The sequence below is a fragment of the Arthrobacter sp. SRS-W-1-2016 genome, assembly GCF_002009585.1.
Taxonomy (GTDB): Bacteria; Actinomycetota; Actinomycetes; order Actinomycetales; family Micrococcaceae; genus Arthrobacter; species Arthrobacter bambusae_A.
This window is the reverse complement of the sequence record NZ_MTPV01000012.1, coordinates 1-21,691: the sequence shown is the minus strand read 5'-3', so window position 1 is coordinate 21,691 and position 21,691 is coordinate 1. Positions and strand designations below refer to the sequence as shown.

General features: G+C 63.4%; 20 protein-coding genes and 1 pseudogene. 12 read left to right on the top strand and 9 right to left on the bottom strand.

Annotated elements, in window-relative coordinates; all coding sequences use genetic code 11:
• Positions 1-30: 30 nt before the first annotated feature.
• From lspA to dnaE, 3 genes are all read left to right on the top strand, one after another.
• Positions 31-633 (top strand): signal peptidase II, encoded by a 603-nt coding sequence (gene lspA / locus BMF89_RS02810; RefSeq protein ID WP_078105560.1) that lies wholly within the window; start codon positions 31-33, stop codon positions 631-633.
• A complete protein-coding gene (locus tag BMF89_RS02805; RefSeq protein ID WP_078105559.1) occupies positions 626-1,552 on the top strand; it encodes an RluA family pseudouridine synthase in 927 nt (308 codons plus the stop codon). The genes lspA and BMF89_RS02805 overlap by 8 nt, the downstream gene beginning before the upstream one ends.
• 62 nt (positions 1,553-1,614) lie before the next feature.
• Positions 1,615-5,172 carry a DNA polymerase III subunit alpha gene (gene dnaE / locus BMF89_RS02800; protein WP_078105582.1) on the top strand — a complete coding sequence of 1,186 codons (3,558 nt, stop codon included), beginning with the start codon at positions 1,615-1,617 and terminating at the stop codon, positions 5,170-5,172.
• Here dnaE and BMF89_RS02795 read toward each other — a convergent pair whose 3' ends face one another.
• Positions 5,173-5,673, bottom strand: a complete 501-nt coding sequence (locus tag BMF89_RS02795) for a flavin reductase family protein (protein WP_078105558.1) — start codon at positions 5,671-5,673, stop codon at positions 5,173-5,175.
• A 116-nt stretch (positions 5,674-5,789) separates the two neighbouring features.
• On the opposite strand from BMF89_RS02795, the gene BMF89_RS02790 reads away from it, so the two are divergent.
• The 3 genes from BMF89_RS02790 to nrdR all read left to right on the top strand — a co-directional run bounded on the left by BMF89_RS02790 (position 5,790) and on the right by nrdR (position 8,409).
• Positions 5,790-6,347: a hypothetical protein gene (locus BMF89_RS02790; protein WP_078105557.1), complete on the top strand. Its 558-nt coding sequence runs from the start codon at positions 5,790-5,792 to the stop codon at positions 6,345-6,347.
• A gap of 9 nt (positions 6,348-6,356) precedes the next feature.
• Positions 6,357-7,730, top strand: coding sequence for a histidinol dehydrogenase (gene hisD / locus BMF89_RS02785; protein WP_078105556.1), 1,374 nt, complete (start codon positions 6,357-6,359; stop codon positions 7,728-7,730).
• A gap of 166 nt (positions 7,731-7,896) precedes the next feature.
• Complete coding sequence (nrdR, locus tag BMF89_RS02780) at positions 7,897-8,409, top strand: transcriptional regulator NrdR (protein ID WP_078105555.1); 513 nt, start codon at positions 7,897-7,899, stop codon at positions 8,407-8,409.
• A gap of 49 nt (positions 8,410-8,458) precedes the next feature.
• Here the strand turns inward: nrdR and ppgK are convergent, their stop codons facing one another.
• Positions 8,459-9,262 carry a polyphosphate--glucose phosphotransferase gene (gene ppgK, locus BMF89_RS02775; protein WP_078105554.1) on the bottom strand — a complete coding sequence of 268 codons (804 nt, stop codon included), beginning with the start codon at positions 9,260-9,262 and terminating at the stop codon, positions 8,459-8,461.
• Positions 9,263-9,334: 72 nt separating this feature from the next.
• On the bottom strand, positions 9,335-10,213 hold the full coding sequence (map, locus tag BMF89_RS02770; RefSeq protein ID WP_078105553.1) for a type I methionyl aminopeptidase: 879 nt from the start codon (positions 10,211-10,213) through the stop codon (positions 9,335-9,337).
• 114 nt (positions 10,214-10,327) lie between these two features.
• Here map and BMF89_RS21510 point away from each other — a divergent pair, with 114 nt between their 5' ends.
• Positions 10,328-10,492, top strand: a complete 165-nt coding sequence (locus BMF89_RS21510; protein WP_139359517.1) for an SPOR domain-containing protein — start codon at positions 10,328-10,330, stop codon at positions 10,490-10,492.
• Positions 10,493-10,516: 24 nt separating this feature from the next.
• Here BMF89_RS21510 and panB read toward each other — a convergent pair whose 3' ends face one another.
• On the bottom strand, positions 10,517-11,428 hold the full coding sequence (gene panB / locus BMF89_RS02765; protein WP_078105552.1) for a 3-methyl-2-oxobutanoate hydroxymethyltransferase: 912 nt from the start codon (positions 11,426-11,428) through the stop codon (positions 10,517-10,519).
• A gap of 190 nt (positions 11,429-11,618) precedes the next feature.
• Between panB and BMF89_RS02760 the strand changes: the two genes are divergently transcribed.
• Genes BMF89_RS02760 through BMF89_RS02750 form a run of 3 tightly spaced genes read left to right on the top strand, consistent with a single transcriptional unit; the run spans position 11,619 to position 16,554 of the window.
• Positions 11,619-12,959: a glutamine synthetase family protein gene (locus tag BMF89_RS02760; RefSeq protein ID WP_078105551.1), complete on the top strand. Its 1,341-nt coding sequence runs from the start codon at positions 11,619-11,621 to the stop codon at positions 12,957-12,959.
• Positions 12,960-12,968: 9 nt separating this feature from the next.
• Entirely contained in the window at positions 12,969-15,980 is a 3,012-nt protein-coding gene (locus BMF89_RS02755; RefSeq protein ID WP_078105550.1) for a bifunctional [glutamine synthetase] adenylyltransferase/[glutamine synthetase]-adenylyl-L-tyrosine phosphorylase, read from the top strand.
• A gap of 52 nt (positions 15,981-16,032) precedes the next feature.
• Complete coding sequence (locus tag BMF89_RS02750) at positions 16,033-16,554, top strand: GNAT family N-acetyltransferase (protein WP_078105549.1); 522 nt, start codon at positions 16,033-16,035, stop codon at positions 16,552-16,554.
• A gap of 7 nt (positions 16,555-16,561) precedes the next feature.
• Here BMF89_RS02750 and BMF89_RS02745 read toward each other — a convergent pair whose 3' ends face one another.
• Positions 16,562-16,822: a hypothetical protein gene (locus BMF89_RS02745; protein ID WP_078105548.1), complete on the bottom strand. Its 261-nt coding sequence runs from the start codon at positions 16,820-16,822 to the stop codon at positions 16,562-16,564.
• A gap of 304 nt (positions 16,823-17,126) precedes the next feature.
• On the opposite strand from BMF89_RS02745, the gene BMF89_RS21505 reads away from it, so the two are divergent.
• Positions 17,127-17,291 (top strand): DUF2207 domain-containing protein, encoded by a 165-nt coding sequence (locus tag BMF89_RS21505; protein ID WP_139359516.1) that lies wholly within the window; start codon positions 17,127-17,129, stop codon positions 17,289-17,291.
• A gap of 98 nt (positions 17,292-17,389) precedes the next feature.
• Here BMF89_RS21505 and BMF89_RS02740 read toward each other — a convergent pair whose 3' ends face one another.
• Both BMF89_RS02740 and glnA read right to left on the bottom strand, forming a co-directional pair.
• Positions 17,390-18,136, bottom strand: coding sequence for a potassium channel family protein (locus BMF89_RS02740; RefSeq protein WP_078105581.1), 747 nt, complete (start codon positions 18,134-18,136; stop codon positions 17,390-17,392).
• A 256-nt stretch (positions 18,137-18,392) separates the two neighbouring features.
• Positions 18,393-19,817 (bottom strand): type I glutamate--ammonia ligase, encoded by a 1,425-nt coding sequence (glnA, locus tag BMF89_RS02735; RefSeq protein WP_078105547.1) that lies wholly within the window; start codon positions 19,815-19,817, stop codon positions 18,393-18,395.
• A 317-nt stretch (positions 19,818-20,134) separates the two neighbouring features.
• Here glnA and BMF89_RS02730 point away from each other — a divergent pair, with 317 nt between their 5' ends.
• A complete protein-coding gene (locus BMF89_RS02730; protein ID WP_078105546.1) occupies positions 20,135-20,572 on the top strand; it encodes an RDD family protein in 438 nt (145 codons plus the stop codon).
• Positions 20,573-20,654: 82 nt separating this feature from the next.
• Here the strand turns inward: BMF89_RS02730 and BMF89_RS02725 are convergent, their stop codons facing one another.
• Positions 20,655-21,419, bottom strand: coding sequence for a DUF4191 domain-containing protein (locus BMF89_RS02725; protein ID WP_078105545.1), 765 nt, complete (start codon positions 21,417-21,419; stop codon positions 20,655-20,657).
• An 89-nt stretch (positions 21,420-21,508) separates the two neighbouring features.
• Positions 21,509-21,691 (bottom strand): annotated as a pseudogene (locus tag BMF89_RS02720) (lipoyl synthase); the annotation flags it as partial.

Genomic DNA, 21,691 nt, shown 5'->3' with positions numbered 1-21,691 from the left:
CAGAAGCCACAGTTACCGAATGAAAGTACTATGAGCGACGAACAAACTGACGGCACCACGGAGCCGGTCCGCATCAAAGCCCACACGTGGCGTCCCGCACTGCTTTGGGTCTTTGCAGGCTTCGCCGTGTTCGCCTACGCCTTCGACCAACTGACCAAACTCTGGGTCACCAGCACCATGGTCGAAGGCGAGCGGATCCCCGTCCTTCCTCCGCTCCTGCATTGGTACTACATCCGAAACTCCGGTGCCGCGTTCTCCATCGGTGAAAACGTCACATGGGTGTTCACCATCGTGATGGCGGCCGTTTCAGTGGTGATCCTGTTCCAAGTGCGCCGGTTGGGCTCGGCCTGGTGGTCCCTGGCACTTGGCCTGCTGCTGGGCGGCGCACTCGGCAACCTGACAGATCGGCTGTTCCGCGAACCCTCCTTTGCCATGGGCCACGTGGTGGACTTCATCCAGTTGCCCAACTTTGCCATCTTCAACATCGCCGACTCGGCAGTGGTTTCCGGCGTCGTGATCATCTGCCTGCTGACCATACGGGGGATCGGACTCGACGGTTCCCGTCATGACTCCGCCGATTCCGCGCCGGCAACGTCCGGCCCGCCGGAAGAAGAGGCTCCGGGCGATGTCTGAGCACTTCGTGGTGCCGGAAGAATTGGGCGGGGCCAGGGCCGACGCGGGCTTGGCGAAACTCATGGATATTTCCCGATCCGCGGCTGCTTTGCTGATCGCCGAGGGCAACGTGACCGGTTCCGCCGGCACGGTGGGAAAATCGGCGAAGCTCGTTGCCGGTTCCGTGTTGGAAGTCACCGTTCCCGAACGCCGGGATCCCTTGGAAGTCGTGGAGGAAGTCGTGGAAGGCCTGAATATCCTGTTGGACGATGACGACTTTGTCGTCATCGACAAGCCTGTTGGCGTGGCTGCGCACCCGTCGCCGGGTTGGGTGGGCCCCACCGTGGTTGGCGGTCTCGCGGGTGCGGGATACCGGATTTCGACGTCCGGCGCGCCTGAGCGTGCCGGCATCGTCCACCGTCTCGACGTCGGAACCTCCGGCGTCATGATCGTGGCAAAGAGCGAACACGCGTACACGGTACTCAAGCGGGCCTTCAAGGAGCGCACCGTCGACAAGGTGTACCACGCAGTGGTCCAGGGGCTGCCGGACCCGCTCGAGGGCACCATCGACGCGCCCATCGGGCGCCACCCTGGGCATGATTGGCGATTTGCGGTGATCGAGGACGGCCGTCCCTCGGTGACGCACTACGAAGTCCTCGAGGCCTATGGCAAGGCGACCCTCGTGGAGATTCACCTCGAGACGGGCAGGACCCACCAGATCCGGGTCCACTTTTCTGCCCTCAGGCACCCCTGCGCGGGCGACCTGACCTATGGAGCCGACCCGCGATTGGCTGCCAACCTGGGACTTACCCGGCAGTGGCTGCACGCACGGCGGCTTGGCTTCAACCACCCCCGGACGGGCGAATGGGTGGAAGTCACCAGCGAGTATCCGGCGGACCTGCGGTACGCCCTGGAACTCCTTGAAAGCGGCAACGCGTAGCGCGATCCACGCTTCCAGCGCGCCACTCCACCTGCGGGATCCCTGGCGGGTAGACTGTCGTGGTGACTTCCAGCAATGACTCGTTCGTCCATCTGCACACCCACACCGAATATTCCATGCTGGATGGTGCGGCCCGTCTCACCGAGCTGTTCGATGAGACCGAGCGGCTGGGGATGCCGGCGCTGGCGACCACGGACCACGGTTACTTGTTCGGGGCCTTCGATTTCTGGAAGAAGGCCACGGACAAAGGCATCAAGCCGATCATCGGCGTCGAAGCCTATGTCACCCCCGGCACGGCGCGCGGCGACAAGGAGCGCGTCCGTTGGGGCGAGGAGAGCCAGCGCAAGGATGACGTCTCCGGTGGTGGTTCCTACACCCATATGACGTTGTTGAGCTACAACAACGTCGGCATGCGCAATCTGTTCCGGGCATCCTCGATTGCTTCCCTCGACTCCGTGTTCGGTAAATGGCCACGCCTCGACCGGGAGTTGCTCAACACCTATTCCGAAGGCCTGATCGCCACCACCGGCTGCCCTTCCGGTGAAGTCCAGACCCGCCTTCGGCTGGGGCAATACCGGGAGGCGCTGGCTGCGGCTTCCGAATTCCGGGACATCTTCGGTGCGGAAAACTACTTCTGCGAACTGATGGACCACGGCCTGGACATCGAGCGGCGGGTCACTGGCGACCTGCTGCGTCTGGCGAAGGAACTGAAGCTTCCGCTCGTGGCCACCAATGACCTCCACTACACGCATGAGCATGACGCGAAGGCCCACGAGGCTTTGTTGGCGATCCAGTCGGGCTCCACGCTGCTTGAGCCCACCTATGACAACGGCGGCTCGCGATTCGCTTTCTCCGGCAGCGGCTACTACCTGAAGTCGCCGCAGGAGATGCGCGAGCTCTTCCGTGACCATCCTGAAGCCTGCGACAACACCCTGCTGATCGCAGAGCGCTGCGAAGTGTCCTTCAACACAGGCGCGAACTACATGCCGCGGTTCCCTTGTCCTCCCGGGGAGGACGAGACCTCCTGGCTCGTCAAGGAAGTAGCCACGGGACTCGATTACCGCTACCCGGACGGCGTCCCGGACAAGGTGCGCAAGCAAGCCGACTATGAGCTTGACGTCATCACGTCCATGGGCTTCCCCGGTTACTTCCTCGTGGTGGCCGACTTCATCAACTGGGCCAAGAACAACGGGATCCGGGTGGGTCCGGGCCGTGGCTCGGGTGCGGGTTCCATGGTGGCGTATGCCATGCGCATCACCGACCTTGACCCCCTGGCACACGGTCTGATCTTCGAGCGCTTCCTCAACCCGGACCGCGTGTCCATGCCCGACTTCGACGTCGACTTCGATGATCGGCGCCGCTCCGAGGTCATCGACTACGTCACCCGGAAGTACGGCGACGAGCGCGTGGCCATGATCGTCACCTACGGCACCATCAAGACCAAGCAGGCGCTCAAGGACTCCTCGCGCGTGCTCGGCTACCCGTTCAGCATGGGCGAGCAGCTCACCAAGGCCCTGCCGCCGGCGGTGATGGCCAAGGACATCCCGCTGGCGGACATCCAGAACCCGGAGGCCAAGCGATATGGGGAGGCGGGAGACTTCCGCCAGCTCATCAGCACGGACCCGGAGGCCGCCAAGGTCTTCGAGACCGCGCTGGGCATCGAGGGGCTGAAGCGGCAGTGGGGTGTGCACGCCGCAGGCGTCATCATGTCCTCGGACCCCATCATCGACGTCATTCCTGTCATGCGCCGCATCCAGGACGGCCAGGTCATCACCCAGTTCGACTACCCGACGTCCGAAGGCCTTGGCCTGATCAAGATGGACTTCCTCGGCCTGAGGAACCTGACGATCATTTCCGACGCCCTGGAAAACATCAAGATGAACCGCGGCATCGACCTGGATCTCGAGCACCTGGCGTTGGACGATCCGGCGTCGTACGAGTTGCTGGCGCGCGGCGACACGTTGGGCGTTTTCCAGCTCGACGGCGGGCCCATGCGGTCCCTGCTCAAGCTCATGAAGCCTGACAACTTCGAAGACATCTCCGCCGTGTTGGCGCTGTACCGGCCCGGTCCCATGGGCGCCAACGCGCACACCGACTACGCGCTCCGCAAGAACAAGATCCAGGAGGTCATCCCGATCCATCCGGAACTCGAGGAACCCCTATCCGAAATCCTCGGCGGAACGTATGGCCTGATCGTGTACCAGGAGCAGGTCATGGCCGTAGCCCAGAAGCTGGCCGGCTACTCGCTGGGCCAGGCCGATATCCTCCGGCGCGCCATGGGCAAGAAGAAGAAATCCGAACTGGACAAGCAGTTCGCCGGCTTCTCCCAGGGCATGCAGGACAACGGCTACTCCATGGATGCCGTCAAGACCTTGTGGGACATCCTGCTCCCGTTCTCCGACTACGCCTTCAACAAGGCCCACTCCGCCGCATACGGGGTCATCTCCTACTGGACTGCGTACCTGAAGGCCCACTACGCTCCGGAATACATGGCGGCCCTGCTCACGTCCGTGGGCGACGACAAGGACAAATCGGCCATCTATCTCAATGAATGCCGGCGCATGGGCATTACGGTCCTGCCGCCGGACGTCAACGAGTCAAGCCTCAACTTCACCCCTGTGGGAACAGACATCCGCTTCGGGATGGGGGCCATCCGCAACGTCGGCGTCAACGTGGTGGAAGCCATGGTGGCCGCCCGGGGGAGCGAAGGCAACTACACCTCCTTCAAGGACTTCCTCATGAAGGTTCCGGCGGTCGTCTGCAACAAGCGCACCATCGAGTCCCTCATCAAGGCCGGCGCCTTCGACTCGCTCGGCCATCACCGCCGTGCATTGGCCATGGTCCACGAAGAAGCGATCGATTCGGTCATCACGCTCAAGCGCAATGAGGCGATCGGCCAGTTCGATCTCTTCGCCGGATTCGAGGACCAGGAGCCGCAAGCGTCCTTGAGTACCGAGATCCCGGACCTGCCGGAATGGGAGAAGAAGGACAAGCTCGCTTTCGAGCGGGACATGCTTGGGCTATATGTCTCCGACCACCCCCTGCAAGGGCTTGAGGGCGTGCTGAGCCAGCATGCCGAGCAGTCGATCACCTCGATCCTGGGAGAAGACGGACCGCACGACGGCGCCATCGTCACCATCGCGGGCATGATCACCTCGCTCAGCCGCAGGATCGCCAAAGCAAGCGGCAACGCCTACGCGCGGGCCGAGATCGAAGACCTTGGCGCCTCCATCGAGGTCATGTTCTTCGGCCAGGTCTACGGCCCCATCGCTTCGGTCCTTGCGGAGGACCTGATCGTCGTGGTCAAGGGGCGCTTGCAGCGGCGCGACGACGGTGCGGTCACCTTGAACTGCATGGAGCTTTCGGTTCCGGACCTCAGCGAGGGTACCAGCGGCCCGTTGGTCATCACGATGCCCACCTACAAGGCAACCGAGGCCGTCGTCACCGATCTTCGCGATGTCCTGACAACGCACCGGGGAAACTCCGAGGTCAGGCTCCACCTGCAGGGCGACTCCAAGGTCGAGGTCATGGGCCTGCCGGTGCACTTGCGCGTGAACCCCACACCGTCGCTTTTCGGCGACCTCAAGGTACTGCTCGGCCCGACCTGCCTGGACAGCTAACTAGATCTCATAGTCGAGCGGGACCGGCTGGCCGTAGGAGCCCGAGTGGTACAGCAGCGGGGTGTCATCCTCGCCGACAAGCCCGTCGACAACCTCCACCACGACGATCGCGTTGTTTTCGAAGGACAGGCGCATCTGGATCTTGCCGATCAACCAGCCGGCCACGTTCTTCAGGATGGGGACATCGAAGGGGCCTGGTTCCCAGTGGTCTCCTTCAAACCGTTCCTGGGTGCGGGCGAAACGGTCTGCGAGGGCCTGGTTCTCGAGGCCGAGCATGTGCAGTCCGATATACGTCGAATTCGCCACGGCCGGCCAGGAGCTGGAACTGCGGGACATGTTGAAGGTGAAACGTGGCGGCTCGGCGGACAGCGAAGCCACAGACGTCGCGGTGAAGCCGAAAGGCTTGCCGTTGAGGTCGGCAGTGATGATGGCCACCCCGGCGGCATGCCGGCGGAACATTTGTTTGAATGTTCCTTCAAAAGCCGAATTGTCCGAAGCCACTTTGCCGATCTCCTGAGTGAGCTATTGGTAATAACGCTGGTGGATTCAGCGTATTCCGCTGCCCGCCGGGGCGCTTGCTTGTTGAGCATCCAGAAACGTTTGTTAATGTTTGTGTCATGACCAAGCCAACATCGAACCTTCTCGACTCCGGTCCCGCGCGGGACACGGATCCGGACACCGGCACGGACACCGGCAGTCGGGACCGCAAATTGTGGCTATGGCTCGCCGTGCCTGCCGCCTCCGGGCTTGGGCTTGGCCTGGTGTGGTGGCTGTTGGCTCCGGGTGGCCTGAACGTGATCTCCGGAAATCCCGCCCTCGCCGATCCGACAGCCTCGGCCGGCAGGCTTCCGAGGGACCTGGTCCTGGCCGGGCTGCTGTTGCTTTCCGGCTGCTTCACGGCAGTCCTGCTCGACAGCAAGGTCCGGAAACCGGGGCACGGCATTCGCACGTTCCTGGCGGTCCTGGGTGGCGCCGTGGGGGCACTCGTGGCCTGGCAGGTGGGCCTGTTGGCCGCGCAGTGGTGGGGTCCAGCCTCAAGCGGGGGTGAAGGCTTCTCATTGCGGGCGGCGTCGGCACTCTTGCTGTGGCCGGGAGCAACCGCCCTCGTGACCTTCCTCCTTACTCTTTTCGGCTTGATGGGAAAGCAGCCCGAGGCACCGCCGCTCGCCCCGTAAAATGATCTGGTGACCATTTCTCCGGAGAACCCTGCCGACACCGCTTCCCAGCCCCTGGACTTCCGCCGCATTGACTTGCGCGGACGGTCCCTGACCTTGGCGGAACTGCGGGCGGTGGTGCCCCGGGCGAAGCATCAGACCATGGCGGACGCCGAGCAAAAGGTCTTGGACATCATTGCGGCGGTCCGCTCCCGCGGCTTCGAAGCCCTGGGTGAGTTCGCGTTGGCGTTCGACGGCGTGGAACAATCCCACCCCCGAGTACCTGCCACGGCCCTTGCCGAAGCCCTTGAAAACCTCGACCCGTCCGTCCGGGCGGCCCTGGAGGAATCCATCAGGCGTGCCCGGCGCTTTGCGGACGGCCAGCGGCCGGCGAACGTCGATGTGGAACTGGGGGACGGCGCCGTCGTGAGCCAGAACTGGGTACCGGTGGGGCGAGTGGGACTGTACGTTCCGGGCGGACTGGCCGTCTACCCGTCCTCGGTGATCATGAACGTTGTTCCGGCGCTGGCTGCCGGCGTCGCCTCGATCGCGTTGGCTTCCCCGCCCCAGAAGGACTTTGGCGGCTTGCCCCACCCCACCATCCTGGCCGCGGCCGCCCTGCTGGGAATCGACGAGGTCTACGCCATCGGGGGTGCGCAGGCGATCGTATCCTTCGCGTACGGCATCCCCGGGACCGGCGAGGACCAGCCCATCGAGCCCGTGGACGTCGTGACCGGCCCTGGAAACATCTTCGTGGCCACCGCCAAGCGGCTTGTGAAAGGCGTCGTGGGGATCGACTCCGAGGCCGGCACCACCGAGATCGCCATCTTGGCCGACGCTTCGGCCCGGCCCGCGCTCGTCGCCGCCGACCTCATCAGCCAGGCCGAGCACGACCCCAAGGCGGCGTCCGTCCTGATCACCGACTCGGAGGAACTCGCCTCGGCGGTGCAGCGGGAACTGGCGCTGCAGGCCGGAACTACGAAGCACGGCGAGCGGGTTACCACGGCATTGTCGGGCCCGCAGTCGGGCGTGGTGCTGGTAGACGACCTCAAGCAGGGCATCTCCGTCTGCGATGCGTACGCGGCCGAGCACTTGGAAATCATGACGGCGGACGCAGCCGCGGTCGCCGCGCGGATCCGCAACGCCGGGGCGATTTTCGTGGGGGACTACAGCCCGGTCAGCCTCGGAGACTACTGTGCCGGCTCCAACCACGTCTTGCCCACGAGCGGCACCGCAGCCTTCTCTTCCGGCCTGAACGTGACAACATTCCTGCGTGCCGTCCAAGTGATCAACTACGACAAGGCTGCCTTGGAACAGGTCAGCAAGCACATCGTGAGCCTCGCGGATGCCGAGGACCTTCCTGGCCACGGCGACGCGGTCAAGATTCGTTTCGCGGGGGCCTAAACCACTACATGTATGGGTCACAACCACTACATATAGTAATTACAGTGTTGTCATTAGGACTCATGTAGCCGTAAACTGGTGCCGGAAGTCAAACTTCCGGCACCTTTTGCGTTCCCGGTACACGCCGGGCGGACAGCGTGCCGGAACCGAAGCGGGGAGGCCCAGCGTGTATTGTCCGTTCTGCCGAAACCCCGACTCCCGCGTCGTGGACAGCCGGATGGCCGACGACGGCTCAGCCATCCGCCGCCGGCGCCAGTGCCCCGAGTGCGGACGCCGTTTCACCACCGTGGAAACCACCAGCCTTTCCGTCATCAAACGCTCAGGCGTGGGAGAGCCCTTCAGCCGGATCAAGATCATCAACGGCGTTCGCAAGGCCTGCCAGGGCCGTCCCGTGACTGAGGACGACCTTGCGATGCTCGCCCAGGAAGTCGAGGAGAACATCCGATCTTCCGGTGCGGCGGAAATCGACGCCCACGAGGTCGGCTTGGCGATCCTTGGGCCACTCCAGAAACTGGACGAAGTCGCCTACCTTCGTTTTGCCAGCGTCTATCAGGCCTTCGAATCGCTTGAGGACTTCGAATCAGCCATTGCGCTGCTCCGACACGAGGCCGAAAGCGCCGCGGCGGAGAATGCAGCGAAGAGCGCCAAGGGCAAGAGCTCCGAGAAGAGCCCCATTTAGCTCCGGTGGTGGCAGCGGAGGGGAAGCCGCAGCCACCACCGGCACCACCCTACTTGGCCAGCTTGTGGTGGAGGGCGACGTCGAGCGCGGCCCCCACGATCCCGGCGTCGTTCTTCAGTTCCGCCGTCACGATGCGGGTCCGCAGATCCAAGTGGGGGAAGTATTCGTCCGAGCGCTTCGAAATGCCGCCGCCGATGATGAAGAGTTCCGGGGAGAACAGGAACTCGACGTGGGAGAGATAGCGCTGCAGGAGCACGCTGTATTCTTCCCAGCTCAAGCCGTCCCGTTCGCGCGCGACGGCGGATGCCTTCGTTTCGGCGTCGTGGCCGTCCACCTCGAGGTGGCCGAGCTCGGCATTGGGAACCAGGTGCCCGTTGAAGATGAAGGCCGAGCCGATGCCCGTACCGAGCGTGATCACCAGGACCGTGCCGTCGACCCCTTCGCCTGCGCCGTAGCGGGCTTCGGCGAGTCCGGCTGCATCGGCGTCGTTGATGACCTCGACGGGACGGTCCAGACGCTTGGTGAGCAGTGAATCAATGTCGGTGTCGAGCCAGGACTTGTCCACATTCGCGGCGGAGCGGACCACGCCATGCTGAATGATTCCGGGGAAGGTGACTCCCACGGGCGAACCCTGGGCCGGAGCATCCTCGCGTGCCGACAACTCCTCGACGATCTGTGCGATCACTTCGGCGACAGCTTCGGGTGTGGCGGGCTGCGGCGTCGGAATACGGAGGCGGTCCCCGAGCAGCTTGCCCTTCTTGAGGTCGACGATGCCGCCCTTGATGCCGGTGCCTCCGACGTCGATGCCGATCAGCGGGCCGTTCTTGTGGATCTTCTCATCCTTCTTGGTCAATGCGTTTCCGTTCATGGCAGGAGGGGTGGGCAGGTCGCAGCACGAACGGCTGCAGGTGACCTTCCGGAGAGCTTAAGGAAGAGTCAGGATTTCGGCGCCGGTCTCGGTGACCAACAGGGTGTGTTCGAATTGCGCGGTCCGCTTGTGGTCGCGGGTGACTACCGTCCAATCATCGGGCCACATGTCCCACTCGATCGTTCCGAGGGTGAGCATGGGCTCAATGGTGAACACCATGCCGGCTTCGATCACGGTGTTGTAGGCCGGTGCGGCGTCGTAGTGGGGGATGATCAGGCCCGTGTGGAACGCCTCGCCGACGCCATGGCCCGTGAAGTCACGGACCACGCCGTAGCCGAAGCGTTTCGCGTATGACTGGATGGCCCGGCCGATCACGTTGATTTCGCGGCCGGGGGCTACGGCCTTGATGGCCCGGTTGAGCGACTCCTGGGTGCGTTCAACCAGCAGCCGGGACTCGTCGTCGACGTCGCCCACCAGGAAGGTGTAGTTCGTGTCGCCGTGGACTCCGTTGATGTAGGCCGTGATGTCGATGTTCAGGATGTCGCCGTCTTGCACGACGGTGCTGTCCGGAATGCCGTGGCAGATGACCTCGTTGAGCGAGGAGCACAGGGACTTGGGGAAGCCGCGGTAGCCAAGAGTCGACGGGTAGGCGTGGTGGTCCAGAATGAACTCGTGGCCGATCCGGTCCAACTGGTCCGTTGTGATGCCAGGCTCGATGTGCTTGCCGACCTCGACGATCGCCTGCGCCGCGATTTTGCTGGCGATGCGGATCTTCTCGATGGTTTCCGCCGATTTGACCTCCGACCCGGTGAACTTCGCGGGTCCTGGCTTGCCGACATACTCCGGGCGCGGGATGGACGCCGGTACGGGCAGCTGCGGGCTGACGGTTCCACGGGTGAGCGTGCCGATGGGTGCGGTCAGAGCGGGAGAAGGCATAGATTGATCATATAAGGGACGCACGAGACGCAAGTAACTAAGTAGCTAAATATCGGCCCGTTCGACGGGCAATCGGCCCGCCGGGGTTACGGCGGGAATCGCAAAGGAGAAACAGTGGCGGAGTTCTGGTACAACGTTCAGACGCACCAAATCGAAGAGGACGCGATGTCCGACTGGTCCCAGCTGATCGGTCCCTACAAGACCCGGGAAGAAGCGGAGCACGCGCTCGAAAAGGTCAAGGCCCGCAACGAAGCCTGGGACAAAGACGACGAGGACTAGCGGCGACGAGGGCCGGTTCCGGTCCTAGAAAGAGTGCTCCGGGCCGGGAAACTGGCCGGACCTGACGTCGTCGGCGTAGGCCTTCGCAGCGTCGCTCAGCGTGGTGCGCAGGTCCGCATATTGCTTGACGAACTTGGCCATCTTGCCGCCGCGGAGCCCGGCCATGTCCTGCCACACCAGAACCTGTCCCGTGGTCGCGTTGCCTGCGCCGATGCCGATGGTGGGAACCTCGATCGCGGCGTCGACGGCGGCAGCCGTGTCCGCGGGGACCATCTCCATGAGCACACAGAATGCTCCGGCATTTGCAAGGGCAACGGCGTCTTCGACCAGGCGCGAGGAGTCTTCGCCCCGGCCCTGGACGCGGTAGCCGCCCAGTGAGTGTTCGCTCTGCGGAGTGAAGCCGATGTGTGCCATGACGGGAATGCCGGCCTGGACCATGGCCCGCACCGTTCCGGCGTAGAACGCGCCGCCTTCGATCTTGACAGCGTGCGCCAAGCCTTCCTTCAGGAAGCGGACGCCTGTTGCCACTGCCTGCTCGGGTGACACTTCGTAGCTGCCAAAGGGCAGATCGGCCACTACCAAGGCACGCTTGGCGGATCGAGCCACCGCGCGGCACAAGGGGAGGAGTTCGTCGACAGTCACGGGGAGGCTGGTTTCGTTCCCGAAGACGTTATTGGAAGCCGAATCGCCGATCAGCAGGACCTCGATGCCGGCCTGGTCGAAAATCTCTGCCGTGTACTGCTCGTAGGCAGTCAACATCGCAAAGCGCTCACCCTTGGCCTTGGCCTGTTGAAGGTGATGGGTGCGGATCCTTGCGGCGGGCTTCGGCGTCGAAGCATCCGCTGAAGCCCCGGAACCTGCAGCGGCAGGTCCCGTTCCGTAAGGAGCAGGAATTTCGGCGGGCATGCTGGAATCGGAACTGTTGCTTGGGGCCATGAATAGAGCGTATGCGGTACCGGCCGTCCTAGCCACCGGCGCATGGGGAGCCTCACATTTGTAAACGCTGTGTTACGCGAACCAAGGGTGCAGCCAATCCGGGCCAATGCTTAGTAGAGTGAATGCTGAGTTGTCGTCGGCTTCGAATTCCGAATCCGCGGCATGGACGTTGACCCGGAAATGAGGCCCCATGGACCGCCAGCAAGAGTTCGTTCTGCGAACTATCGAAGAGCGTGATGTGCGCTTCGTACGCTTGTGGTTTACCGACGTCGTCGGTTCCCTGAAATCGGTGGCTCTTGCGCCGGCAGAAGTGGAAGGCGCCTTCGAAGAAGGCCTGGGTTTCGATGGCTCGGCGATCGAGGGCCTCGCGAGGGTTTTCGAGTCCGATATGCTGGCGCAGCCTGACCCCTCCACCTTCCAGATCCTGCCGTGGCGCGGTGAAACCGAGCAGACCTCGAGGATGTTCTGCGACATCCTGACCCCCGACGGCGAGCCGTCGGCCGCCGACCCCCGGAACGTGCTCAAGCGGACCCTCGCCAAGGCAGCGGACATGGGCTTCACCTGCTACACGCATCCTGAGATCGAGTTCTACCTCCTCAAGTCCCAGGACCTCGATGCCAACGGCGTCCCTGTTCCCGTTGACGAGGGCGGCTACTTCGACCACGTGCCGGGCGGCGTGGCACAGGACTTCCGCCGCACGGCCGTCACCATGCTTGAATCCGTGGGAATCTCCGTGGAGTTCAGCCACCACGAGGGTGGACCCGGCCAGAACGAGATCGATCTCCGGTACGCGGACGCCCTCCAGACGGCGGACAACATCATGACTTTCCGCACGGTCATCAAGGAAGTGGCCCTGCAGCAGGGCACCTACGCCACGTTCATGCCGAAGCCGTTCACCGACCACCCTGGCTCGGGCATGCACACGCACTTCTCGCTGTTCGAGGGTGACACGAACGCTTTCTACGAAGCGGGCGCCGAATTCCAGTTGTCCAAGACCGCACGCCAGTTCATCGCCGGCATCCTGCGCCACGCTCCGGAATTCACCGCCGTCACCAACCAGTTCGTCAATTCGTACAAGCGTCTCTGGGGCGGCGGCGAAGCGCCCAGCTACCTGAGCTGGGGCCACAACAACCGTTCTGCCCTGGTTCGCGTCCCGCTGTACAAGCCGGGCAAGGGCCAGTCCGCACGGATCGAATACCGCGGGATTGACTCCGCCACCAACCCGTACCTCGCCTACGCCGTGTTGCTCGGGGCAGGACTCAAGGGTATCGAGGGAGGCTACGACCTTCCGGCCGCCGCGGAAGACGACGTCTGGTCGCTGACCTCGGCCGAGCGCAGGGCGATGGGTCACACTCCGCTGCCGGCAAGCCTGCACGATGCCATCCGCGCCATGGAGGATTCGGAACTCGTAGCTGACATCCTCGGCGAACAGGTCTTTGACCACTTCCTGCGCAACAAGCGTGCGGAATGGCAGGACTACCGGCTCCAGGTCACGCCTTACGAGCTCAAGCGCAATCTCGGCATTCTCTAAGCCGTGAGTGTGAGCCTGGCCCGCCGGCTCATCTCGGCCGGATTCAGCGATCTCGAGAAAGGTGAACGTTTCCTTGCCGCGCGTGAACTCGACGGCATCGACCAGGAAACGATCTTTGCCGGTCTGCACCTGAGCGCGAACCCTGACACCGCGCTCCAGTCGCTCGTCCGGTTGATTGAGAAGCATCCCTCACTCAGGCAGCTCGCGGGGGAGCACCCGGATCGCAGTGAGCCGCTTTACCGCTTGCTGGGGGCATCCGAGGCCTTGGGGGAGTTCCTGATCAGGCATCCGGAACACCTGGACGTCTTCGATGTCCGCGTCAGCCCGGAACCTTTGTCCGCCGATGCGGGTGAGCTGCGGCGGAAGCTTCTCCGCTCGGTGAAGGCAGATCCCAACTCGCCCAGGCCCGTTGCCGCGACGACGGGAGCCTCCGCCTATGCCGCCCTCCGGACGGCTTACCGGCGCGGGCTCACCGAACTGGCCATCAAGGACCTTTGCGCAGCCAGTCCCCAGGACTTCATGCCCGCCGTCGGCGCCGAACTGGCCGACCTCGCCGGTGCGGCGATAGAAGCGGCGTTGGCGGTTGCCAGGGCAGAAGCCGCGGCGACTTTCGACCCCGCCGATATTGCCGGCGTCGGGCTGGCCGTCATCGGGATGGGCAAATGCGGTGCCCGGGAGCTCAACTACATTTCCGACGTCGACGTCATCTACGTGATCGAGGCGCCGGACCTGGAGGACGCCGAGGCTGCGACGATCGGGACGGCCTTGGCCGCCGGGATCTCCCGCGCCATTTCGTCCACGGGGACCGAACCCGGTTTGTGGGAAGTGGACGCGAACCTCAGGCCCGAGGGGAAATCGGGACCCCTCGTCCGGACGTTGCCTTCGCATCTGAGTTACTACGCGAAGTGGGCCGAAAGCTGGGAGTTCCAGGCCCTCCTCAAGGCCCGGACCATCGCAGGGGACCGGGATCTGGGTTCGCGTTACGAGAAAGCCGTCCAGCCGCTCGTGTGGGCTTCGGCCGGGCGGGAAGGCTTCGTGGAATCGGTGCAGGCGATGCGCCGGAGGGTGACGAACAACATTGCGCCCGCGGAAGAACAGCGCCAGATCAAGCTGGGTCCCGGTGGCCTGCGCGATGTGGAGTTCACGGTCCAGCTCCTGCAACTCGTCCACGGAAAGTCCGACGAAACGCTCCGCTGCCGGGATACGACCTCGGCGATAGCCGCGCTGTCCGCGGGCGGCTACATCGGACGGGTCGATGCCGCTGCCTTCGACGCCGCCTACCGTTACCTGCGCGTTCTCGAGCACCGCATCCAGTTGTTCCAGATGCGCCGTACCCACCTCATGCCTACGAGCCAAGAGTCCCTCCGTTTCCTTGCGAAGGCGGTCCTGGGGCCCTTTTCCACGGGGCGGCCACATCCGGACGCCCTGATCGAAACCTGGCAGAAGACAAAACGCTCTGTTCGAGAACTGCACGACCGCATCTTCTACCGGCCGCTCCTCAACACGGCCGCGAAGTTGAGCACCGAAGATGCCCGCCTCACTCCCGAAGCCGCCCAAGGAAGGCTTGCGGCGCTCGGCTATCGCGACCCGCAAGGCGCCATGCGCCACATCGAGGCCCTCACCGCGGGGGTCAGCCGCCGTGCCGCCCTGCAGCGGCAACTGCTTCCCATCCTGCTCGGCTGGCTCGCCGAAGGCGTAGACCCCGACGCCGGATTGCTCGCCTTCCGGCGCGTCAGCGAAGCCCTCGGAACCACCCACTGGTACCTCGGGATGCTCCGGGATTCCCAAGCGGCAGCTGAGCGGCTTTGCCATGTGCTCTCCAACTCACGGTTGATCGCCGATCTGCTGGAGGTGTCCCCGGAATCCGTTGCCTGGCTTGGCGCCGACAAGGAACTCCTGCCGCTCAGCTTCGAAGCCCAGTGGCAGGAAATCCAGTCCAAGATGTCGCGCCATGCCGATCCCGCGAACGCGATGCGGCTGATCCGGCTCATCAGGCGCCGGGAAATCCTCCGGATAGCCATCGCGGACAGTGCGGGCCTCCTGGAGCAAGACGCAGTGGGCGCGGCATTGGCCGATGCCGACCGGGCCGCCGTTTTGGGCGCGCTGCATGTCGCCGAGGCCATCGTGGGTTCCGACGGACCCCTCAAGACACAGGTGCTCGTCGTTGCCATGGGCAGGCAGGGCGGGCGGGAGATTGGCTACGGCTCGGACGCGGACGTCATGTACGTCCATCGCGCACTTCCCGGTGCGAGTGAAGCCGAGGCCCAGCAACAAGCCCTTGCCATTGTGGGACATATTTCCACCTTGCTGACCCAACCCCTCAAACCGGCCATCCTGGCCGAGCGGGTCCTCGCCGTCGACGCCGATCTTCGCCCCGAGGGGAAGAACGGGGCCATGGTCCGGTCCCTGGAGTCATACGCCGAGTATTACCGTCGCTGGTCACTCATCTGGGAAGCACAAGCGCTGTTGCGGGCGCAACCCATGGCAGGCAACGACGAATTGGCTGCGGAGTTCGTCCGGCTGATCAACCCGATCCGTTACCCGGAATCGCTCCCTGAGACGGATGTGCGGGAGATCCGGCGCGTGAAGGCACGGGTTGAGTCGGAAAGGCTCCCCAGGGGCGCCGACCCGGCCAGGCACGTCAAGCTCGGCAGGGGCGGACTCAGCGATGTCGAATGGCTTGTGCAGCTGCTGCAACTCCAACATGCAGGGAAGCAGCCGCAACTCCGGACTACATCCACCCTCCAGGCCCTCGACGCGATCGAGTCGTTGGATTTGATCGCCAAGGGTGACATCGTGTTGCTTCGCAAAGCCTGGCGCCTCGCGAGCCGAATCCGCTCCGCGAATGTGATCTGCACCGGGCGCGCTTCCGATCTCCTCCCGGCCTCCCGCAGGGATCTGGAGGCCGTCGCCAGGTGGTGTGGTTACGCTCCAGGGCAAGCCGCGGTGTTCGAAGAAGACTATCTGCGCCTGAGCCGGCGGACCCGGGCCGTGTTTGAGAAGGACTTCTACGGCCAGTGAGCGCCGGCCTGAGCCGCGCCATGGAGTGCTCTGCGACGGCTAAGCTCGAAGGATGCCGGAAACCGTGTGGCTCATTCCCCTGAAGGACCTCGACGACGACGCCCGCGCCGTCACGCTGGGCGACGTCGCCACCATGGAACTGGCTGCGGGACAGGAAGACTTCGTCGGGGACCCGTTCACGATGATGATCATGGGTCTGGAGGACGAAAGCCGCCTGCCGTATGTGATCGAAGCGGCCGGTGCCGCCGTAGGAGTCTTCACCTTGCAGGCGTGTGCCGCAACCTTGGCTGGATGGCCCGACGACCACTCGGCCTGGCTCTTGCGGGGGTTCCTGATCGACCACCCGCACCAAGGCAGGGGGCTGGGCGCCCTGTCGGCTGCGGCCGCTGCCCGGGAAGCGCAGAAGCTGACCGCGAGGCTGGGCGGCGGGCAGGCCGGCGTCGTGCTTTCCGTCAACGAACGCAATCCCGCCGCCAAGGCTGCCTACGCAAAGGCCGGTTTTGTCGAAGCGGGCAGGTACTTGGGCGGTTCCGCCGGCCCGCAATGGACCATGTACCGGGGTTTCGGCGACTAGGCCGTATCTAGGACTCGACGAGCGTCACGATTGTTTCCGGACGCACGCCGTCGAATTTCATCGCCTCGGCCGCCGCATCGGACTCCATCATGCGTTGGAACGTTTCCATGTCCGGGACTTCGACGATCAGCCCGACCCGGTTGGTTTTTGCCGGATCCACGAACGTGCGGACCGTGAAGCCCATGGGTCCGAAGATCTCTTGCCTTTTCGGTGAGCCCAGCCAGTGCTCAACGTCGTCGACCTCATGGAAGATCACCAAGGTTGTCATCGTATGCCTCCGCTTTGAGTAGTTTCGCCAGGAGCCGGAAGGGATGAGGACTCTCTTGAGCATCCTGATCATGCCGAACGTACCACGGTGTCCACAGCGGCGACAGTGCCGTCGGATTGGCAGAACCGGACGCTCGCTCACCTATGCGGGTGTTTGGCCGGACGCTCGCTCACCTATGCCGTCAATCGGGTCAAAGGGTCTTGCCGGATTAGAATAATAAGCATGCTTACAGTAAGGTTGCTGAGGTTTGCACAACGATAAAGGCAATCATCAGAATGTTTACGACTGAAACGGAAGGTACATCATGAATGTCATCCTCGGAATCGTCGCGGTCATCGCGATCGTTTTCTTTATCATTGGCGGAACCGTAAAGGCCCTGGGATTCCTTCTGTGGATCGCCCCGATACTGATCGTCTTGGCGATTATCGTCTTCCTCTTCAGGTTGATTAGCGGGCGCCGGCGGGTGTAGGAAAAATTTGGGGGTCCGGCCCCGGGGATCCGGGGTCTTTACGGCAAGGACGGCTGTGTCTTAACGGACACAGCCGTTCTTCTTTTTGACCAAAGCAGCTATGGACGCGGATGATCCGACGGCGCCACGGCTTCTGTCTCGAGGAGGGCGGCGAGCCGTTCCACTTGCTCGGAAAGCCGCCGGACTTCGAGTCGAAGGGGTTCTTCCGCCTTTGCCGTTGCGCTTGCCGCCCCTTGGGAAACCTGCTCCACCAGCCATGATGCGACCGATGCTGTGACCACTCCGAGGACCGCGATGCCGCAGACCATGAGGCCGGCCGCCACGCATCGACGCGTGAACGTGACCGGATAGTGGTCCCCATAGCCGACAGTGGTAATTGTGACCAGCGCCCACCACAGGGCATCTCCGAAATTACGGATATTTGCACCGTCAGCGTTTTCTTCGACATCGAGAACAGCCAGCGCTCCGCAATAGGTCAGGAGCAGGGCGGCTCCGAGCACGAAGGTCACAATCCGTCCCCTCAGCGCAGTCCCGGCAGTCTTTCGGAGCACCCGCAACAAGGTCACCAGCCGGAGTAGGCGCAAAGGACGCAGGACAGGCAGGGCGAGGATCAAGAGCTCGTGAAGGTTCCTGATGAACCACCGTCCCCTCTGCGGCGCGAGGACCAGGTTTGCCAGATAGTCCACAACGAACAGCGCCCACGTAAGCCAGACGATCGTGTCCACCACGCCGGATGCCCGTTCTTGAAGGTTGCCGATGACTTGGACGGAGTAGGCCGCGAGGAAAACCAGGGCTGCCACAATGAGCGGCCACTCCATGTGGCGGCGCCAGAGTTGTTGAGTCATGGATGCATCGTAGAGCAAGACTCATGCGCCACAGGCCGTCTGGCATGCACGGCTTCCAGAGTCGTCACGCTGCTCCCAAGGCACGTTGGGGAAGGAGACGTGGGCGGCGCTCCAGGCGGGGACATCAAGGTGGTCCGAACGAGCCCCGGCGGACGAAAAAGCCGGCCCCAGGTGGTGAAACCTGAGGCCGGCTTTTCTGTGTGCGGATTCTTGCGGACTGTCTGCGGACTATGCCCGATGTCGCCGCGTGGTCTGGCTAGACGCCGTAGTAGAGCTCAAACTCGTAAGGGTTCGGGCGCAGCGACAGCGGGCGGATCTCGTTCTCGTACTTGTATTCGATCCAGGTGTCGATCAGGTCCTGGGTGAACACGCCACCGGCCTGCAGGAACTCGTTGTCCTCGCGCAGGGCCTCAAGCGCTTCCTCAAGGGAGCCCGGAGCCTTGGGGATGTCCTTGGCTTCCTCGGCAGGCAGTTCGTACAGGTCCTTGTCGATCGGAGCCGGGGGCTCGATGCGGTTGCGGATGCCGTCGATGCCGGCCATGAGCTGGGCGGAGAACGCCAGGTACGGGTTGGACGCGGCGTCCGGAGCGCGGAACTCGATGCGCTTGGCCTTCGGGTTGGAGCCCGTGATCGGGATGCGGATACCGGCGGAGCGGTTGCCCTGCGAGTAGACCATGTTGACCGGAGCTTCGAAGCCCTTGACCAGGCGGCGGTAGGAGTTGACCGTCGGGTTGGTGAACGCGAGCACGGCAGAGGAGTGCTTCAGCAGACCGCCGATGTACCAGCGTGCGGTGTCGGAGAGGCCGGCGTAGCCCTTCTCGTCGTAGAACAGCGGATCGCCGTTGCTCCACAGCGACTGGTGGCAGTGCATGCCCGAGCCGTTGTCACCGAAAATCGGCTTCGGCATGAAGGTTACGGACTTGCCGTACTCCCATGCGGTGTTCTTGATGACGTACTTGAACTTCTGCAGGTCGTCGGCAGCGTGCACCAGCGTGGTGAACTTGTAGTTGATCTCTGCCTGGCCGGCGGCACCGACCTCATGGTGGGAGCGCTCAACTTCGAGGCCTGCTTCGTCCAGGGCGATGCACATGGCGTCGCGGAGGTCGGCCTGGTGGTCAACCGGCGCAACCGGGAAGTAGCCGCCCTTGAACGGGGTCTTGTAACCGAGGTTGCCGCCTTCTTCTTCGCGGCTCGTGTTCCACGGGGCTTCAATCGAGTCGACCTTGTAGAAGGAACCCTGCGGGGAGGATTCGAACTGTACGTTGTCGAAGACGTAGAACTCGGCTTCGGGAGCAAAGAATGCGGTGTCGGCAATGCCCGTGGAGGCCAGGTACGCTTCGGCCTTTTCGGCAACGCCTCGAGGGTCGCGGTGGTACGGGTCGCCAGTGCGCGGGTTCACGATGGAGAAGTTCAACGCGAGGGTCTTCTCGATGCGGAAGGAGTCGATGAAGGCCGTCGTGACGTCCGGGATGAGCTGCATATCGGACTCGGCGATGCCCTGGAAACCGCGGATGGAAGATCCGTCAAAGAGCTGGCCGTTGACAAAGAAGTCAGCGTCGACGCTCTTGGCCGGCACATTGAAGTGCTGCTGGACGCCCGGAAGATCGGTGAAGCGGATATCGACGAACTTTACGTCTTCGTCTTTGATGAACTTGAGGACTTCGTCCGCAGTCTTGAACATCTATGCTCCTAACGCATACAGGTAACAGGCCCTTGGGCCGTCTGATCCAGCGCAAACCGAAAGCAGGGAAACAAAAAAGTATCCCCGAAGCGGCGGCTAGCAACTTCTCCAACCATAGGGAAATGGGATTTCCCCGGAGTGTCAGTATTGTTTCGAGCAGGTTACAGAACTGCCTGCCATGTAAACGCTACTTGTCTACTGCAGTGCCAGTCTATGTCTTTCGTCCGTGTGTCCGTTTCCTTGTGAGCACCGTGAACGATCCACTGCCCGCGGCCCCCGCCGCCGGGCATCGGGTGGTGAAGCCGTAAGCTTGACGTGTGGTTGATCGTAAAGATATTGGTTCATGGCTCACAGGGCCGGACACGTCCGGAATTTCCAAGTACCCGGGAGCGCGGCTCGGCCTGCCCGAGTCCGGTCCCGGCTCCATGGCCCGGGCCGGTCGTCGCATCCTGGCGATCTGCATTGACTGGGTCATTGCCCTGGCGATCAGCAACTTTGCCTTCGGTGGCAACCAATGGGCAACGCTTGCAGTGTTTGCGGTGGAGCAGATCCTTCTCATCGGCACGCTGGGCTACAGCATCGGGCACCGGGTGGCCGGGATCCACGTCGTACGGCTCGGAGGATCACAGGCGGGGCCCTTGGCCGCCTTCGTCAGGACGGTCCTCCTGTGCCTGGTGATTCCTGCGGTCGTTTTCGACCCCGACCAACGCGGCCTCCACGACCGGGCCATGAATACCATCCTCATTCGGATGTAACTTTTACGGCGACAAAGAATAACAGCAGACGAAAAAGCCGCCCGTTCCGGGGGATTCCAGGAACGGGCGGCTGGCGTTGTAGTTAGCGTCCGCGTGCTGCCTTGCGGTCAGGGCGTGCCTTGTAGGGGTCGATTCCCTTGGGGATCGGCAGGCGGTTGCCCAGCGAAGAGATCCGCTTGCTGACAGCGCCGACCTCAACCTTGGTGAGCTCGTTCTTGTACTTGTTCATCGTCTTTGCGATCTGGCTGATCGGCACTTGGCCTTCGCCTCGGCCGCTTTCGATCACGTGAATGGTGACGTTCGGCAGAATGCGGGAGAGCTTCTTGCGCTCGGCGTCGACCAGCGGCTTGACGCGGTGCGAAGGTCCTTCGCTGACCAGCACGACGCCGGGACGGCCAATGGCGCGGAAGACGGCGTCCTGGGTGCGCGGGTTGACGGCGACCGGCTGGTCTTCCGTGATCCAGCCGCGGCGCAGGGTCCCCAGCGCCGCACCGGATGCTCCGGGCTGGTTTTCGATCTGCGCGAAGGCAGCCCGTTCCGCGCGGCGCGAGAGGATGAAGACAGCTGCCAGCAGGCCCAAGGGGATGCCGATGATCAAGCCAGTGATCCAGTTGTTCAGGAGGAGCCCGACGATGAGGCTGACAGCAACGACGCCGAGGAACGCCAGCAGCATGAGCCACACGACGATGGGGTCGTTCCGGCGGGTCATCTTGAAGACCTCGCCGATCTGCTTCAGCTGGCTCGGCTTCTTGGCCTTGGCTTCCTTGGGCTTGCGGGAAAACAAGCCGCGCTTGGGAGCGTCGGCAGCCGATGTTGTCGAGTTGCTGGAATCAGGGGATTTCGCCATAGTGCCTTAATTCTACGTGATTTATGCCAAAGGACCGGACGCCGGATTTGTCCGGGATCCGGTCCTTTGACCGTGCTTTTGCCGACGTGCTATGCGTGGTGTGCGAGGAGGGTGCGGGCTTCCTGGCGGGTGGTGCCGGAGTCCTGGATGCCTTCGGCGATGTGGGCGAGGTGGGCCGGGATTTCGCGGCCTTTTTTGCGCATCGCGGTGGCCCAGAGGCGTCCGGCGCGGTAGGAGGAGCGGACCAGGGGGCCGGACATGACGCCGAGGAA

Excerpts from the sequence above, each read along its gene's own strand:
- map (WP_078105553.1), bottom strand. The coding sequence starts at position 10,213 with ATGCCTTCTCCCGCTCTGACCGCACCCATCGGCACGCTCACCCGTGGA.
- BMF89_RS02805 (WP_078105559.1), top strand. The coding sequence starts at position 626 with ATGTCTGAGCACTTCGTGGTGCCGGAAGAATTGGGCGGGGCCAGGGCC.
- BMF89_RS02790 (WP_078105557.1), top strand. The coding sequence starts at position 5,790 with ATGACCAAGCCAACATCGAACCTTCTCGACTCCGGTCCCGCGCGGGAC.
- BMF89_RS02740 (WP_078105581.1), bottom strand. The coding sequence starts at position 18,136 with ATGACTCAACAACTCTGGCGCCGCCACATGGAGTGGCCGCTCATTGTG.
- lspA (WP_078105560.1), top strand. The coding sequence starts at position 31 with ATGAGCGACGAACAAACTGACGGCACCACGGAGCCGGTCCGCATCAAA.
- BMF89_RS21505 (WP_139359516.1), top strand. The coding sequence starts at position 17,127 with ATGAATGTCATCCTCGGAATCGTCGCGGTCATCGCGATCGTTTTCTTT.
- BMF89_RS02750 (WP_078105549.1), top strand. The coding sequence starts at position 16,033 with ATGCCGGAAACCGTGTGGCTCATTCCCCTGAAGGACCTCGACGACGAC.
- glnA (WP_078105547.1), bottom strand. The coding sequence starts at position 19,817 with ATGTTCAAGACTGCGGACGAAGTCCTCAAGTTCATCAAAGACGAAGAC.
- BMF89_RS02760 (WP_078105551.1), top strand. The coding sequence starts at position 11,619 with ATGGACCGCCAGCAAGAGTTCGTTCTGCGAACTATCGAAGAGCGTGAT.
- panB (WP_078105552.1), bottom strand. The coding sequence starts at position 11,428 with ATGGCCCCAAGCAACAGTTCCGATTCCAGCATGCCCGCCGAAATTCCT.
- BMF89_RS02725 (WP_078105545.1), bottom strand. The coding sequence starts at position 21,419 with ATGGCGAAATCCCCTGATTCCAGCAACTCGACAACATCGGCTGCCGAC.
- BMF89_RS02745 (WP_078105548.1), bottom strand. The coding sequence starts at position 16,822 with ATGACAACCTTGGTGATCTTCCATGAGGTCGACGACGTTGAGCACTGG.